The 16,513-nt window shown below is 49.4% G+C and carries 8 protein-coding genes, 6 tRNA genes and 3 rRNA genes; 13 read left to right on the top strand and 4 right to left on the bottom strand.

The genetic code is table 11. The features are described 5' to 3' along the window. Positions 1-15: 15 nt before the first annotated feature. From ACZ5R2_RS02150 to ACZ5R2_RS02100, 11 genes are all read left to right on the top strand, one after another. Positions 16-1,473 carry a TrkH family potassium uptake protein gene (locus ACZ5R2_RS02150; protein WP_438459642.1) on the top strand — a complete coding sequence of 486 codons (1,458 nt, stop codon included), beginning with the start codon at positions 16-18 and terminating at the stop codon, positions 1,471-1,473. Between the two features lie 11 nt (positions 1,474-1,484). After that, positions 1,485-2,012: a menaquinone-dependent protoporphyrinogen IX dehydrogenase gene (gene hemG / locus ACZ5R2_RS02145; RefSeq protein WP_464900842.1), complete on the top strand. Its 528-nt coding sequence runs from the start codon at positions 1,485-1,487 to the stop codon at positions 2,010-2,012. Between the two features lie 454 nt (positions 2,013-2,466). Further along, positions 2,467-4,034: ribosomal RNA gene (locus ACZ5R2_RS02140) — 16S ribosomal RNA — on the top strand. A gap of 89 nt (positions 4,035-4,123) precedes the next feature. Next, positions 4,124-4,199: transfer RNA gene (locus tag ACZ5R2_RS02135), tRNA-Glu, on the top strand. A 2-nt stretch (positions 4,200-4,201) separates the two neighbouring features. Continuing rightward, positions 4,202-4,277: transfer RNA gene (locus tag ACZ5R2_RS02130), tRNA-Lys, on the top strand. A 31-nt stretch (positions 4,278-4,308) separates the two neighbouring features. Further along, positions 4,309-4,384: transfer RNA gene (locus tag ACZ5R2_RS02125), tRNA-Ala, on the top strand. Positions 4,385-4,419: 35 nt separating this feature from the next. Beyond that, positions 4,420-4,495 (top strand) — tRNA-Val (locus ACZ5R2_RS02120). Positions 4,496-4,821: 326 nt separating this feature from the next. Then, positions 4,822-7,708, top strand: a 23S ribosomal RNA gene (locus ACZ5R2_RS02115). Between the two features lie 90 nt (positions 7,709-7,798). Continuing rightward, positions 7,799-7,915, top strand: a 5S ribosomal RNA gene (gene rrf / locus ACZ5R2_RS02110). The 16S, 23S and 5S rRNA genes sit together here with 6 tRNA genes alongside, the layout of an rRNA operon. 56 nt (positions 7,916-7,971) lie before the next feature. Continuing rightward, a tRNA-Asp gene (locus ACZ5R2_RS02105) sits at positions 7,972-8,048 on the top strand. A gap of 69 nt (positions 8,049-8,117) precedes the next feature. Next, positions 8,118-8,194 (top strand) — tRNA-Trp (locus ACZ5R2_RS02100). A 382-nt stretch (positions 8,195-8,576) separates the two neighbouring features. On the opposite strand, the gene ACZ5R2_RS02095 is transcribed toward ACZ5R2_RS02100, so the two are convergent. From ACZ5R2_RS02095 to glyQ, 4 genes are all read right to left on the bottom strand, one after another. Further along, on the bottom strand, positions 8,577-9,824 hold the full coding sequence (locus tag ACZ5R2_RS02095; protein WP_464900841.1) for a valine--pyruvate transaminase: 1,248 nt from the start codon (positions 9,822-9,824) through the stop codon (positions 8,577-8,579). 129 nt (positions 9,825-9,953) lie between these two features. Further along, positions 9,954-12,038, bottom strand: coding sequence for an alpha-amylase (locus ACZ5R2_RS02090; protein ID WP_464900840.1), 2,085 nt, complete (start codon positions 12,036-12,038; stop codon positions 9,954-9,956). Between the two features lie 117 nt (positions 12,039-12,155). Beyond that, positions 12,156-14,222, bottom strand: a complete 2,067-nt coding sequence (gene glyS, locus ACZ5R2_RS02085; protein WP_464900839.1) for a glycine--tRNA ligase subunit beta — start codon at positions 14,220-14,222, stop codon at positions 12,156-12,158. 2 nt (positions 14,223-14,224) lie between these two features. Continuing rightward, positions 14,225-15,160, bottom strand: coding sequence for a glycine--tRNA ligase subunit alpha (gene glyQ, locus ACZ5R2_RS02080; RefSeq protein ID WP_464900838.1), 936 nt, complete (start codon positions 15,158-15,160; stop codon positions 14,225-14,227). A gap of 405 nt (positions 15,161-15,565) precedes the next feature. Between glyQ and ACZ5R2_RS02075 the strand changes: the two genes are divergently transcribed. Continuing rightward, positions 15,566-16,117: a TMEM165/GDT1 family protein gene (locus tag ACZ5R2_RS02075; protein WP_464900837.1), complete on the top strand. Its 552-nt coding sequence runs from the start codon at positions 15,566-15,568 to the stop codon at positions 16,115-16,117. Positions 16,118-16,232: 115 nt separating this feature from the next. After that, complete coding sequence (locus ACZ5R2_RS02070; protein WP_438461211.1) at positions 16,233-16,493, top strand: hypothetical protein; 261 nt, start codon at positions 16,233-16,235, stop codon at positions 16,491-16,493. Positions 16,494-16,513: the final 20 nt, after the last annotated feature.

Genomic DNA, 16,513 nt, shown 5'->3' with positions numbered 1-16,513 from the left:
CTTCGATAACTACTCATGCAATTTCGATCCATAATTCGCATCGTTGGGCTATTGCTTGCCCTATTTAGTGTCACTATGCTCGCGCCCGCGTTGGTGGCGTTGATCTACCGTGACGGTGCGGGTGTGCCTTTTGTCACCACCTTTTTTGTGCTGCTGTTTGCCGGCTTCTTATTTTGGTTTCCCAATCGACGTCATCGTCACGAGCTCAAGGCGCGCGATGGCTTTTTGATAGTGGTGTTATTTTGGACGGTATTGGGTAGTGCGGGTTCGCTGCCTTTCCTGATCTCCGACGACCCGGCAATCTCGGTCACCGATGCTTTTTTTGAGTCTTTCTCTGCTTTAACCACCACAGGTGCGACGGTTATTGTCGGTCTTGATGACTTGCCTAAGGCTATCTTGTTCTATCGCCAGCTCCTGCAATGGTTTGGTGGCATGGGTATCATCGTGCTGGCAGTCGCTATTCTACCCGTCTTGGGGATCGGTGGTATGCAGCTGTACCGCGCCGAAATTCCAGGTCCAGTTAAAGACACTAAGATGACGCCAAGGATTGCAGAGACGGCCAAAGCGCTGTGGTACATCTATCTTAGTCTGACAATTGGCTGTGCCCTCTCCTTCTGGATGGCGGGAATGACGCCGTTTGATGCGATTAGTCACAGTTTCTCGACCATTGCGATTGGCGGGTTTTCTACCCACGATGCGAGTATGGGGTATTTTGACAGCTACGCGATAAACCTTATTACGGTGGTGTTCTTGCTGATCTCAGCATGTAACTACTCACTACACTTTGCTGCATTTGCCTCTGGTGGTGTGCACCCTAAGTATTATTGGCGTGATCCCGAGTTTCGAGCTTTTCTGTTTATTCAAGCGCTCCTGTTTGTGGTTTGTTTTGCCATCCTGCTTAATCACCACTCTTATGACTCGACCTACGATGCATTCGATCAAGCTCTGTTCCAGACGGTATCGATCTCAACCACGGCTGGTTTCACGACGACAGGCTTTTCTGAATGGCCACTGTTCTTGCCGGTATTGCTATTGTTCTCTTCCTTTATCGGTGGCTGTGCAGGCTCAACCGGTGGCGGTATGAAGGTGATCCGAATCCTGTTGCTCACTCTGCAAGGTGCCCGTGAACTAAAACGCTTGGTTCACCCAAGAGCGGTCTATACGATCAAAGTGGGTGGGTCTGCCCTGTCCCAGCGTGTGGTGGATGCGGTATGGGGATTCTTCTCGGCTTATGCATTGGTGTTTGTGGTTTGCATGCTGGGTTTGATTGCCACCGGGATGGATGAGCTCAGTGCGTTCTCTGCGGTCGCGGCGACTTTGAATAACTTGGGTCCTGGTTTGGGCGAGGTGGCACTGCATTTTGGTGAGATTAATGACAAAGCCAAATGGGTATTGATTGTTTCGATGCTATTTGGTCGCCTAGAGATCTTTACCCTTCTTATTCTATTGACCCCAGCATTTTGGAAAAGCTAAAGGAGCTCGATTTGGAAAAAGCATTGTTACTCTACTCTTCAAGAGAAGGACAAACCAAGAAAATCATCAACCATATCGCTTCTCGGCTAGAAGGTGTTGAGTGTGAGGTTGTCGATTTGCACCAGTCACTTGGATTAGACATCGAAAACTATGATCGAATCCTTATAGGTGCTTCTATTCGCTATGGTCATCTGAATAAAAAGCTATATAGGTTCATTTCAGCCAATAAAGAGTATCTAACTCGTAAAAACGCAGCTTTCTTTTGTGTCAACCTGACGGCTCGTAAAGAAGACCAAGGTAAGGATACCCCTGAAGGAAGTGTGTATATAAAGACGTTCCTAAAGAAATCACCCTGGCAACCCAGCCTAATTGGCGTTTTTGCTGGTGCCCTCTACTACCCACGTTATAACTGGATCGACAGAAACATGATTAAGTTAATAATGACATTAACCGGTGGTGAGACGGACACAAGCAAAGAGGTAGAGTACACCAATTGGCTAAAAGTCGATAAATTCGCAGAAACCTTTAATAAGATGTAATCAAAACAGGTGTTTTTACTGTGTTTTGCTCGCTTAGTGTTCGGTTGCGATAAAAATCGAAAAAACTTTGAAAAAAGCCTTGCCAAGCAAACGCGAATCTCTATAATGCCACCTCGCTGACACGGGATGGCTTCGAAAGAAACCCAAACGGTTAGCGGTGCAAAACGCTTCAAGCAAATCGCTTGAAAAAAGATTTAAAAAAGTGGTTGACACGAAAACTTAAATCGCTAAAATGCACATCCGCTCTGAGGGAAAGCCTCAAAGCAACGCTCTTTAAAAATATAAACCTATCAATCTGTGTGGGCACTCGTTGATGATAATCCAATTAGAAGCTTAGGCTTCAAATTAGGTTTCAATGAACTGAGTGACCAATTTGAATGAGCAATCATTCGAGCACAGTCAATTCACATATCGTTAGATATGAATTCAGTATTCATTGAGCCGACAAAATCTTAAATTGAAGAGTTTGATCATGGCTCAGATTGAACGCTGGCGGCAGGCCTAACACATGCAAGTCGAGCGGCAGCGACAGTTACAATCCTTCGGGTGCGTTTCTGGGCGGCGAGCGGCGGACGGGTGAGTAATGCCTGGGAATATGCCTTGATGTGGGGGATAACTATTGGAAACGATAGCTAATACCGCATAATGCCCTTGTTTATAACGAACAGGAGCCAAAGAGGGGGACCTTTTAGGCCTCTCGCGTCAAGATTAGCCCAGGTGGGATTAGCTAGTTGGTGAGGTAATGGCTCACCAAGGCGACGATCCCTAGCTGGTCTGAGAGGATGATCAGCCACACTGGAACTGAGACACGGTCCAGACTCCTACGGGAGGCAGCAGTGGGGAATATTGCACAATGGGCGCAAGCCTGATGCAGCCATGCCGCGTGTGTGAAGAAGGCCTTCGGGTTGTAAAGCACTTTCAGTCGTGAGGAAGGTATCGTAGTTAATAGCTGCGGTATTTGACGTTAGCGACAGAAGAAGCACCGGCTAACTCCGTGCCAGCAGCCGCGGTAATACGGAGGGTGCGAGCGTTAATCGGAATTACTGGGCGTAAAGCGCATGCAGGTGGATGATTAAGTCAGATGTGAAAGCCCGGGGCTCAACCTCGGAACAGCATTTGAAACTGGTCATCTAGAGTACTGTAGAGGGGGGTAGAATTTCAGGTGTAGCGGTGAAATGCGTAGAGATCTGAAGGAATACCGGTGGCGAAGGCGGCCCCCTGGACAGATACTGACACTCAGATGCGAAAGCGTGGGGAGCAAACAGGATTAGATACCCTGGTAGTCCACGCCGTAAACGATGTCTACTTGGAGGTTGTGGCCTTGAGCCGTGGCTTTCGGAGCTAACGCGTTAAGTAGACCGCCTGGGGAGTACGGTCGCAAGATTAAAACTCAAATGAATTGACGGGGGCCCGCACAAGCGGTGGAGCATGTGGTTTAATTCGATGCAACGCGAAGAACCTTACCTACTCTTGACATCCATAGAACTTAGCAGAGATGCTTTGGTGCCTTCGGGAACTATGAGACAGGTGCTGCATGGCTGTCGTCAGCTCGTGTTGTGAAATGTTGGGTTAAGTCCCGCAACGAGCGCAACCCTTATCCTTGTTTGCCAGCACTTCGGGTGGGAACTCCAGGGAGACTGCCGGTGATAAACCGGAGGAAGGTGGGGACGACGTCAAGTCATCATGGCCCTTACGAGTAGGGCTACACACGTGCTACAATGGCGCATACAGAGGGCAGCCAACTTGCGAGAGTGAGCGAATCCCAAAAAGTGCGTCGTAGTCCGGATTGGAGTCTGCAACTCGACTCCATGAAGTCGGAATCGCTAGTAATCGTAGATCAGAATGCTACGGTGAATACGTTCCCGGGCCTTGTACACACCGCCCGTCACACCATGGGAGTGGGCTGCAAAAGAAGTGGGTAGTTTAACCTTCGGGAGGACGCTCACCACTTTGTGGTTCATGACTGGGGTGAAGTCGTAACAAGGTAGCCCTAGGGGAACCTGGGGCTGGATCACCTCCTTATACGATGATTATTGCGATGAGTGTTCACACAGATTGATGGTTTATAAAGTTTTAGAGTATTGAATATCCCCCAAGATATTCGCACCAGTGTCCCGTTCGTCTAGAGGCCTAGGACACCGCCCTTTCACGGCGGTAACAGGGGTTCGACTCCCCTACGGGATACCATTGGGTCGTTAGCTCAGTTGGTAGAGCAGTTGACTTTTAATCAATTGGTCGCAGGTTCGAATCCTGCACGACCCACCATTTCTTCTTCTGAAGAAATAACTCTCAAGATGGGGCTATAGCTCAGCTGGGAGAGCGCCTGCCTTGCACGCAGGAGGTCAGCAGTTCGATCCTGCTTAGCTCCACCATTCTTGACGTCTACCACAGGACGTAAAACGTATGTGGGCGATTAGCTCAGTTGGGAGAGCACCTGCCTTACAAGCAGGGGGTCACTGGTTCGAGCCCGGTATCGCCCACCATCTTTAAACGCACTTCCTTTGAAACAAAAGGGCACTAGTGCTTTTAAAAATGGTTACTTCATACGAAGTGATTTGCTCTTTAAAAATTTGGAAAGCTGACGAATAACAACAATCCCCTTATCTTTTAGATAAGCGTTGTTATTCAAATAAAAGTTCTCAAATCCTATATCGAAAGATGTAGGTACCAACACACATTCAAGTGTTCTTGGAAGTAGCGAAAGCTACTTAATATTTGAGTCCGGCAAAATCGAGTCTGCATCATGTATAAAAATTGCAGACAACTTTGGTTGTTTAAACGACAACTCCGAAACTCTTTGGGGTTGTATGGTTAAGTGACTAAGCGTACACGGTGGATGCCTTGGCAGTCAGAGGCGATGAAAGACGTAGTAACTTGCGATAAGCCCAGATTAGGTAGTAACAACCTTTGAGTCTGGGATTTCTGAATGGGGAAACCCACTCTCATAAGAGAGTATCACTAACTGAATACATAGGTTAGTGAGGCGAACCGGGGGAACTGAAACATCTAAGTACCCCGAGGAAAAGAAATCAACCGAGATTCCGAAAGTAGCGGCGAGCGAAATTGGACTAGCCCTTAAGCTTTTAATGATACAGGTGAAGCCTCTGGAAAGTGGCGCGATACAGGGTGATAGCCCCGTAACCGACATATCATAATCAGTGAAATCGAGTAGGGCGGGACACGTGATATCCTGTCTGAATATGGGGGGACCATCCTCCAAGGCTAAATACTACTGACTGACCGATAGTGAACCAGTACCGTGAGGGAAAGGCGAAAAGAACCCCTGTGAGGGGAGTGAAATAGAACCTGAAACCGTGTACGTACAAGCAGTAGGAGCACCTCAAAGTGTGACTGCGTACCTTTTGTATAATGGGTCAGCGACTTATATTCAGTAGCGAGGTTAACCATCTAGGGGAGCCGTAGAGAAATCGAGTCTTAACTGGGCGTCGAGTTGCTGGATATAGACCCGAAACCAGGTGATCTAGCCATGGGCAGGTTGAAGGTTGAGTAACATCAACTGGAGGACCGAACCGACTAATGTTGAAAAATTAGCGGATGACTTGTGGCTAGGGGTGAAAGGCCAATCAAACCTGGAGATAGCTGGTTCTCCCCGAAAGCTATTTAGGTAGCGCCTCGGACGAATACTACTGGGGGTAGAGCACTGTTAAGGCTAGGGGGTCATCCCGACTTACCAACCCTTTGCAAACTCCGAATACCAGTAAGTACTATCCGGGAGACACACGGCGGGTGCTAACGTCCGTCGTGGAGAGGGAAACAACCCAGACCGCCAGCTAAGGTCCCAAAGTATAGCTAAGTGGGAAACGATGTGGGAAGGCTTAGACAGCTAGGATGTTGGCTTAGAAGCAGCCATCATTTAAAGAAAGCGTAATAGCTCACTAGTCGAGTCGGCCTGCGCGGAAGATGTAACGGGGCTAAGCTATACACCGAAGCTGCGGCAATAACTTTTAGTTATTGGGTAGGGGAGCGTTCTGTAAGCCGTTGAAGGTGAGCTGTAAGGCTTGCTGGAGGTATCAGAAGTGCGAATGCTGACATGAGTAACGATAAAGGGGGTGAAAAACCTCCTCGCCGGAAGACCAAGGGTTCCTGTCCAACGTTAATCGGGGCAGGGTAAGTCGACCCCTAAGGCGAGGCCGAAAGGCGTAGTCGATGGGAAACGGGTTAATATTCCCGTACTTCTTACAATTGCGATGGGGGGACGGAGAAGGCTAGGTGGGCCTGGCGACGGTTGTCCAGGTTCAAGTGCGTAGGCTTGAGAGTTAGGTAAATCCGGCTCTCTTTAAGGCTGAGACACGATGTCGAGCATCTACGGATGTGAAGTCATTGATGCCATGCTTCCAGGAAAAGCCTCTAAGCTTCAGATTGTAAGGAATCGTACCCCAAACCGACACAGGTGGTCGGGTAGAGAATACCAAGGCGCTTGAGAGAACTCGGGTGAAGGAACTAGGCAAAATGGTACCGTAACTTCGGGAGAAGGTACGCTCCTCGCGGTGAAGTCCCTTGCGGATGGAGCTATGGGGAGTCGCAGATACCAGGTGGCTGCAACTGTTTATTAAAAACACAGCACTGTGCAAAATCGTAAGATGACGTATACGGTGTGACGCCTGCCCGGTGCCGGAAGGTTAATTGATGGGGTTAGACTTAGGTCGAAGCTCTTGATCGAAGCCCCGGTAAACGGCGGCCGTAACTATAACGGTCCTAAGGTAGCGAAATTCCTTGTCGGGTAAGTTCCGACCTGCACGAATGGCGTAATGATGGCCACGCTGTCTCCACCCGAGACTCAGTGAAATTGAAATCGCTGTGAAGATGCAGTGTACCCGCGGCTAGACGGAAAGACCCCGTGAACCTTTACTACAGCTTGGCACTGAACATTGAGCCTACATGTGTAGGATAGGTGGGAGGCTTTGAAGCAAGTACGCCAGTATTTGTGGAGCCATCCTTGAAATACCACCCTTGTATGTTTGATGTTCTAACTTAGACCCCTTATCGGGGTTGAGGACAGTGCCTGGTGGGTAGTTTGACTGGGGCGGTCTCCTCCCAAAGAGTAACGGAGGAGCACGAAGGTGGGCTAATCACGGTTGGACATCGTGAGGTTAGTGCAATGGCATAAGCCCGCTTGACTGCGAGAATGACAATTCGAGCAGGTGCGAAAGCAGGTCATAGTGATCCGGTGGTTCTGTATGGAAGGGCCATCGCTCAACGGATAAAAGGTACTCCGGGGATAACAGGCTGATACCGCCCAAGAGTTCATATCGACGGCGGTGTTTGGCACCTCGATGTCGGCTCATCACATCCTGGGGCTGAAGTCGGTCCCAAGGGTATGGCTGTTCGCCATTTAAAGTGGTACGCGAGCTGGGTTTAGAACGTCGTGAGACAGTTCGGTCCCTATCTGCCGTGGGCGTTGGAAGATTGAAGGGGGCTGCTCCTAGTACGAGAGGACCGGAGTGGACGAACCTCTGGTGTTCGGGTTGTGATGCCAATCGCATTGCCCGGTAGCTAAGTTCGGAATCGATAACCGCTGAAAGCATCTAAGCGGGAAGCGAGCCCTGAGATGAGTCTTCCCTGATACTTTAAGTATCCTTAAGGGTTGTTCGAGACTAGAACGTTGATAGGCAGGGTGTGTAAGCGTTGTGAGGCGTTGAGCTAACCTGTACTAATTGCCCGTGAGGCTTAACCATACAACACCCAAAGGGTTTTGATGGACTCAAAGCTAAGAACTTTGAATGTGTATTAAGAACTTTTACAGCTTTCTAAATTAAACAAATTTGCTTGGCGACCATAGCGATTTGGACCCACCTGATTTCCATGCCGAACTCAGAAGTGAAACGAATTAGCGCCGATGGTAGTGTGGGGCTTCCCCATGTGAGAGTAGGACATCGCCAGGCTTTGAACATTATCTGTTTAAAGCGCTCTAGAGATAAGACTTTAAATAGACCACTGCGGAGTGGTAGTTCAGTTGGTTAGAATACCGGCCTGTCACGCCGGGGGTCGCGGGTTCGAGTCCCGTCCACTCCGCCACTTATTCAAAGACCTCGCTTCATGCGAGGTTTTTTTGAATCTAACGTATACTAGATTCAGTACAATTTTAGGGGTGTAGCTCCAATTGGCAGAGCAGCGGATTCCAAATCCGCGTGTTGGGAGTTCGAATCTCTCCACCCCTGCCATCTCTCAAAGCCTCGATCGAAAGATCGGGGCTTTTTGCGTTTCCAGAAGCGAGATCACTTCGTTGCGAGAGACGAGATTCGAGGGGGCGGGGTTCGGGGACGCTGCGCTTCGAGGAGCGAGGAGTTTGTGGGTGAAAAGAGTTTACCGTTCACACGTACTCTTATAACTGTCCTAGGCATTAGATAGAAGAAAGCCTAGCATTAAACCAATGCTGGGCTTTTTACGTTGTATGTAACTGTAAGTACAGAGGGAGTGTTGAACTGGCAATTATCCACCGTACCACTCGCTCCCCGTAGGGCGACAGCCCGTACTCGAACCTCGCTCCCTATAGAGAAGCGCGCATCCTCGCTTCTCGCAACGCAGTGATCTCGCCTCTCGCCTCTACTCCCCGTATGCTTTGAGCACTTCTTCAGCAAGAATTTCAATGCCTTTTTGCAGTTTGTCGTCGTCTTGGACGTAGTTCATGCGTAGGCATTGGTGGCTGTGTTGCCATTGTGATTCTTGGCCGATAAAGAAGTATTCGCCTGGGACGATTAATACGCCGCGCTCTTTCAGGCGTTTATATAGCTCCATGGTGGTGATCGGCAGTTGATCAAACCACAGCCAGAGGAAGATCGCGCCTTCGGGTTTGTGGATCTTAAAGCGAGGATCTTTGATGGCTTGTTGGAGAAGATCTATCGCGCGTTTGGACTTTTGCTGATAAAACGGCTTGATGATCTTAGTGCTAAGTTCGAGTAAATCGCCCTTCTCAATCATATGCTTGACGATAGCTGGTCCAACACTACCAGGTGATAGACTGATGATGCCATTCATATTAGTCAGTGCTTGTGTGATGGCTTCATTGGCGATAATGATGCCGCAGCGTACACCCGGTAGGCCGAGCTTAGACAGGCTCATGCATAAGATAGTGTTGTCATTCCAAAATGGCTGCACATCCTCAAAGATGATATTGGGGAAGGGTACGCCATAGGCATTATCGATAATCAGTGGGATATTGTTGTCGCGTGCCAGTTGGTCAAGGTGGATTATCTCCTCTTCCGTTAGCACGTTACCGGTTGGATTGGTTGGGCGCGACGCACAGATAGCGGCCACACTGTCGTCGACCTTTAATTGGTTAAAATCGACGTGATATTTGAATAGGCCATTATCTAATAGCTCAATCTCAGGCTTGTAAGACACAAAGATATCTTGATCGACCCCCGCATCACCATAGCCGATATATTCTGGCGCTAAAGGCAGCAAGATCTTTTTGTGTGAGCCATCCGGCTGCGTGCCAGCCAGAAGATTAAACAGGTAGAAAAAGCCACTCTGACTGCCGTTGGTGAGACTGATATTCTTGTCTGAGATATCCCAGCCATAGGTATCACGCAATAGCTTTGCCAAAGCTTGAATAAAACTATCTTTGCCTTGGGGGCCATCGTAATTGGCCATTGAGGCGACGAGATCACCACTGTCGAGTAGCTCTTGGCAGCTGGCATGAAAGTAATCGAGCATGGCAGGGATTTGGGCTGGGTTACCGCCACCGAGCATAATCGCCCCCGGCGTGCGTAGACCATCATTAAGGTCATCCATTAGCTGTGTAATACCTGAATACTGATTAAACTTTTCACCAAACTTCGAGAACTGCATTGACCGCCACCTGCCGGTTGATTAAACAACAAGAGATTGAAAATAACTCAATGAGCGGTCGAGTAAAAGTGTTTATCCAAAATAAAAGCCAGCTAAGACCAGCTGGCTTTTAAATCGATTTATCGACAGTTAGTGGCCAGTGTACACAACGAGCACTCTGTCCTCTTCATACTGACGCTCAAAGGCATAGTATTCACCCTGGTGACGAGTGATATGCGCGCCTTTAGCGACAGCGGGATGGCGTTTGCGGAACTCGCCAAGGGTTTGCCAGTGTTTTAGTAGGGTGGCTCTGTCGTCTTCGATTTGATCCCATGGCATTGGCAAACGGGTGCCTTGGTGCGAATCTGAGCCGGTCGGGCCAAAATCACGCGCGATCTCATCACCGTAATAGATTTGTACTGCGCCAGGGGCAAGCATCAGCGCATTAGCCGCTTTGTGCTGATCAGCGAAACTCTTGCTACGTGAGGCCCAGAATAGCGCTGTATCGTGTGACGATAGGTAGCTTAGGACATTGAATGTTTCGTCACTATTGATTGCCTTGGCGTAGCGCTGGTAGGCAGGATCGAGCTTGGCAAAACAGTCGAGTGCTTTTGGCGCGACGTCGGTTTGGAACTCGAAGTTGATGATCGAGTCGAAGCCGTTATCAAAGTAATCGCTTTTGATCACCGTATGGCCCCATACCTCGCCCGTCATCCAAAATGGCAAGTCATCTAGGGCTTTGTCTGGGTTGCTACGTTTCCATTCGACTAGCGCCTCACTACTGGCGTCTTTGAGTGCCTGCCATGCATCCATTTCAACATGTTTTGCGGTATCGATTCTAAATCCGTCGATGCCGTATTCGCGCACCCAATCGGACAGCCAGGTGATAAGATGTTCTCTTGGTGTTTTAAGATCATCGGTGGCCTTAGTGTCTTTGTTGAGATAAAAGTTAGGCAGCCCCGTTTTCACTTGCGATTCTGTTTTCAGGTCGGGCAAAAAGTTAAGCGACATGGTTCGGTCGTTGTATCCCGGTGCGTCGTAGTTGCCAATATCAGTACGCAGCCAGTCAGTCCCCCACCATTTGTTCCATGCCGCAGCATCATTGTACTTGATGTAGTCGTTAAAGCTGTGCCAACTCTGTCCTGGCCCAGGTTGCCAGTCGGTCCATTTGTCCCCGAGTATTTTTTTCGCCTCTTGGTCATCAAGGTAGAGCTGACCAAAACCAAATTCCTGCATGTCAGCTAAAGTGGCGTAGCCGGTGTGATTCATCACCACATCCCAGATCACACGAATCCCCTTTGAGTGCGCAGTATCAATAAACTCTCTCAACTCTTCTTCAGTGCCCATATTGGCATCGAGCTTGGTCCAGTCTTGGTGGTAATAGCCGTGGTAGCCATAGTGCTTAAAGTCACCATTGTTCCCACCACCGACCCAGCCATGGATTTGCTCAAGTGGTGAGGTTATCCAGAGTGCATTCACCCCGAGTGATTCGATATAGTCGAGCTTAGCGGTCAGTCCAGCTAGGTCGCCACCATGGAAGGTGCCAATTTCCTGCTCCCCATCCTGGGTACGGCCATAACTGTGGTCATTATCAGGATTACCATTGTAGAAGCGGTCGGTCATCACGAAGTAGACTGTAGCATTGTCCCAGCTAAAAGGCGTATCTTGATAGGTTTTCGCTTCTTCCAGTAACAATACACCTTGGTTCGTTGATGCGGCCTGCATGGTCACTTGGCCTTGGCTCACGGTAGCCTCTTGTCCAGACAGTGCATCTCTGACTAGAGTGCCATCGGCGAAGGTTTGGCTGACCTCTATGGTAGTCGGTTGGTCACTAGCAACTGGGCAGGTTGCCATTAGGTTGGTTTGCGGTTTGGGCTTAACCTTGATGGTCAGCTGATTGGTTTGTGGATTGAGAGCAAATTGGTAGGTGTTGGCCTTAAAGATGCGCAGTGGCAGATCAGAGTTTGAGGCGCAGTTATCCACCGCCATTGGGGTATTAAACTTAGCTCGGCTCAGCTCCGTGAGAGCATAGCTGCTGCCACATTTCGCCTCGATGGCGCTGATGGCGAGGTTGTACTGTCCTTTGTCAAAGTATTGCTCAGCGAACCACGTGCCATCTGAGTCTTGCTCAAAGGCGACCTGCTGATCGGCAACCGTAAGATAAAGCGTATCTTCAGAAGTCTGGCTGCATGCACTCAGTAGGGCGAACGAGCAAGCAATTATGGTTTTTCTCATTGTGTCTCTCCCTGTATAAACAGTTGGGTTATATCAACAATGAGCGGCTACAAACTGAGCTTTAAGACAAAAAAAGGGAAGCCGTAGCTTCCCTTTTTACTATTCTGAGTTTCGGATCTACTTCTGTAGTACCGAGATATCAGCAATCTGTAGGAACAGGTTACGTAGGTTGTTAAGCAGCGTGAGACGGTTTTTCTTCAGCGCCTCGTCATCTGCCATTACCATCACGTTATCAAAGAACGCGTCAACTGGCTCACGCAGGTCAGCCAGTTTGCTTAGGGCTTCTTGGTAGTTGCCGGTTGCAAATGCAGGCTCTAGCGCTTCAGTCATGACCTCAACGTTTTCTGCAAGCGTCTTCTCGGCATCCTCTTGCAATAGTGCAAGGTCGATGTCAGCCGCGAGCTCGCCGTCGAATTTCGCTAGGATGTTACCTACACGCTTGTTCGCAGCCGCTAGAGCTTCAGCAGCCTCTAGCTCACGGAAGTGGGAGACGGCTTTTACGCGCTGGTCAAAGTCAGCTGGTTTGGTTGGGCGACGAGCCAGTACCGCTTGGATGATGTCGACGCTAAAGCCAGCATCTTGATACCAAGCGCGGAAACGACCCAGCATAAACTCAATCACATCCTCTTCAACATTGGCATTGGTTAGCTTGTCACCAAACAGAGACTTCGCCTTGGCGATTAGCGCCGTCAGGTCGAGGTTGTAGCCGTTTTCAACGATGATACGCAGCACACCCAGAGAAGCACGACGCAGTGCAAATGGGTCAGAGCCCTTAGGTGCTTGGCCAATACCGAAGATACCCACGATGGTATCGAGCTTGTCGGCCATTGCTACCGCTGATGAGATGCCTGTGCTTGGTAGGTCATCACCTGCAAAGCGAGGCATGTACTGCTCGTAAAGCGCTAATGCAACTTGCTCGTCTTCGCCATCGTGCGTGGCGTAGTGCATGCCCATCACACCTTGGGTATCGGTAAATTCGAATACCATCGAGGTCATTAGGTCACACTTGGCAAGCAGGCCTGCGCGCTTTGATTTTTCAACGTCAGCGTCGATTTGCGCGGCGATGTAGCCAGCAAGTTCCGTGATACGATCTGTCTTGTCTTTGATGGTGCCAAGCTGCTTTTGGAAGATCGCTTGCTCAAGCTCAGGTAGACGGTCGATAAGCGGGCGCTTACGGTCAGTGTTAAAGAAGAATTCAGCATCCGCTAGACGTGGGCGTACAACCTTCTCGTTGCCTTCAATAACATGGCGAGGCTCTTTTGACTCGATGTTAGAAACAAAGATGAAGTTCGGTAGTAGCTTCTTGTTGTCATCGTAGACTGGGAAGTACTTTTGGTCACCCTTCATGGTGTAAACCAGCGCCTCAGAAGGAACTTTTAGGAACTCTTCTTCAAACTTCGCCGTTAGAACAACCGGCCATTCAACCAAAGAAGTCACTTCTTCAACTAGGTCGTCTTCTAGGTCAGCCACGCCGCCAACCGCTGCAGCGGCTTTTTGAGAGTCAGCGAGGATAATGGCTTTACGCGCTTCGTAATCCGCCATCACTTTACCGCGTTCTTCTAGGATCGCTGGGTATTGCTCGGCTGAATCAATCGTGAACTCCTGCTCACCCATAAAGCGGTGACCACGGATAGTGCGGCTTGATGCAACGCCTAGGATCTCACCCTCGATAAGGTCAGCGCCCATTAGCATGGTTAGGGTTTTCACTGGACGAATAAATTGCGTCGTCTTGTTACCCCAGCGCATTGGTTTTGCGATCGGCAGGTTAGCAAGTGCTTTAGCTGCAAGGTCTACCACGATTTCAGATGTCGCTTGGCCTTTCACTTCTTGTTTAAACAGCAGCCACTCGCCCTTGTCTGTCACGAGACGCTCAGCTTGCTCTACTGTGATGCCATTACCACGAGCCCAACCTTGCGCTGCTTTGGTTGGATTGCCATCGGCATCGAACGCCACAGAAACTGCAGGACCACGTTTTTCAACCACTTTGTCGGCTTGGCCTTCGGCAAGACCGGCCACCTTAAGCGCTAGACGACGAGGAGCCGCGTACCATTTCACACCCTCGTGTGCTAGGTCTGCACCTTTTAGCTCAGCTTCGAAGTTTGCTGCGAACGCTTCTGCTAGAGTACGAAGCTGCGTTGGTGGTAGCTCTTCAGTACCTAGTTCAATTAGAAATTCTTTTGCCATGATTACTTTTCCTCGTCCTTTTTCAGCTCTTCTTTTTTCAGCATTGGGAAGCCTAGAGCTTCACGTGATGCGTAGTAGGCTTCTGCAACCGCTTTGGTTAGGTTGCGGATACGAAGGATATAACGCTGGCGCTCGGTTACCGAGATCGCTTTACGCGCATCAAGAATGTTGAATGCGTGCGCTGCTTTCAGAATGCGCTCGTAAGCTGGAAGAGGAAGAGGTTTTTCTAGCTCTAGAAGCTGTTTGGTTTCCTTTTCACACTGATCGAAGTAAGTGAATAGGAAATCGACGTCTGCGTGCTCAAAGTTGTAGGTTGATTGCTCAACTTCGTTTTGGTGGAAGATGTCGCCATAGGTTACCTTGTTGCCATCTGGGGCGATGTTCCACACAAGATCGTAAACAGAGTCGACTTCTTGAATGTACATTGCCAGACGCTCGATGCCGTAAGTGATCTCGCCCGTTACTGGTTTGCACTCAAGACCACCAACTTGCTGGAAGTAAGTAAACTGAGTCACTTCCATGCCGTTAAGCCATACTTCCCAACCAAGACCCCATGCGCCTAGCGTTGGGTTTTCCCAGTTGTCTTCAACGAAGCGAATATCGTGCACTAGCGGGTCGATACCAAGTACCTCTAGAGAGCCAAGGTACAACTCTTGAATGTTGTCTGGAGACGGTTTTAGAGCTACCTGGAACTGATAGTAGTGCTGCAGACGGTTCGGGTTTTCACCGTAGCGACCATCGGTCGGACGACGAGAAGGTTGAACGTATGCCGTAGACATTGGCTCTGGGCCAAGTGCACGTAGACATGTCATTGGGTGAGAGGTGCCAGCACCTACTTCCATATCTAGCGGTTGAACAATGGTACAACCATTTTGTGCCCAGTAATCCTGCAGCGCGAGGATCATTCCCTGGAAGGTTTTGATATCGAATTTTTGCATAGTCAGGTTCGCGCGATTGTTGTAAAAGTATAAAAATAACCTCTGATTATACCCAGATAATCCTTGTGCGAGTAGGGCTAATCTTGACTATTTCATCGCCAGTGGCAGCGGATAAGAAAAAAAGACGGCGATAGCGATAAGGTTTTTCCTAAAAGGGAATTTTGCACTTGTGATTTTGCCAAGAGGTGATTAAAATCCGTGCCATCTTTGGGGAGTAGCTTACCGCGCTAAGACGCCTGTCTAAATCGGTTCGTTCGTCAACATAATTGGTGCAAAATCACCATGGCGTTCGAGACTCATCATCCACCGATGAGTTTAGCAAGACCTTAGATAAATCATCACGAACCGGGGTGGGGCGTGAGGTTTGTCTATGGTTGTTATTTACCCTGCCCCTGTGAGCATTTCGTGAGCGTTCTAGCAATTTCAATTACCTCGGTTGCCCTTGCTGAAATTGGCGATAAAACCCAACTGTTATCGCTGCTTCTGGCGAGCCGTTACCGTAAACCTGTGCCGATCATTGCGGCGATTTTCTTAGCCACCATTGCTAATCATGCCCTAGCCGCTTGGCTGGGTGTAGTCGTGGCGGACTATTTGTCACCTGAGCTTCTCAAATGGGTAGTGGCAGCGAGTTTTCTTGCCATGGCAGGTTGGATCTTGATCCCAGATAAGCTTGATGATGAGACCATCTCTAACCGCGGTCCCTTTGTTGCCTCGTTTGTGGCGTTTTTTATCGCTGAGATTGGTGACAAGACTCAGATTGCGACCTCCATTCTCGGTGCGCAGTACTCAGATGCCCTGACTTGGGTCGTGCTCGGTACCACGATCGGTATGCTGCTCGCCAACGTGCCGGTGGTACTGATTGGCAAATTGTCGGCTGACAAACTGCCGCTTGACCTGATCCGTAAGATCACCGCACTGCTGTTTTTGGGCTTGGCCGTCGCTGCCGCCTTTTTCTAAACACTATTAGGCATAGCTCCTGTTTATCGGTGTAAAAGGCGTGATGGTCGACATATTAGTTTCATCCATCTCATGCTAACTTTTAATCAGTGACAGACAGCCGGAGGGCAGGAGCATGCTTACTCGTTATATGGGGATGACCCCAAAAAGTCAGAGTTATCTCTTCACATTTGGGCTAGCGATTACCCTGTTGGGGATGGTCTTGACGGATATGTGGCTACCTATGGTCGCAGGCGCATTCATCCTGACTGCTTTGACAGTGGAATCATGGATTCGCGTGGCGCACATTATCCCGATGCATAAGGAGATGCGGTCGATGCAAAAGCAGCTTAACGCGCTGCAGTCACAAGTGAGAGGGATAGAGTTCGACGACTGAGTCGACAAAGGTTAGGGCTG

It is taken from the genome of Vibrio sabulosilitoris, assembly GCF_055391395.1.
This window is presented reverse-complemented; position numbering and strand designations above follow the sequence as displayed.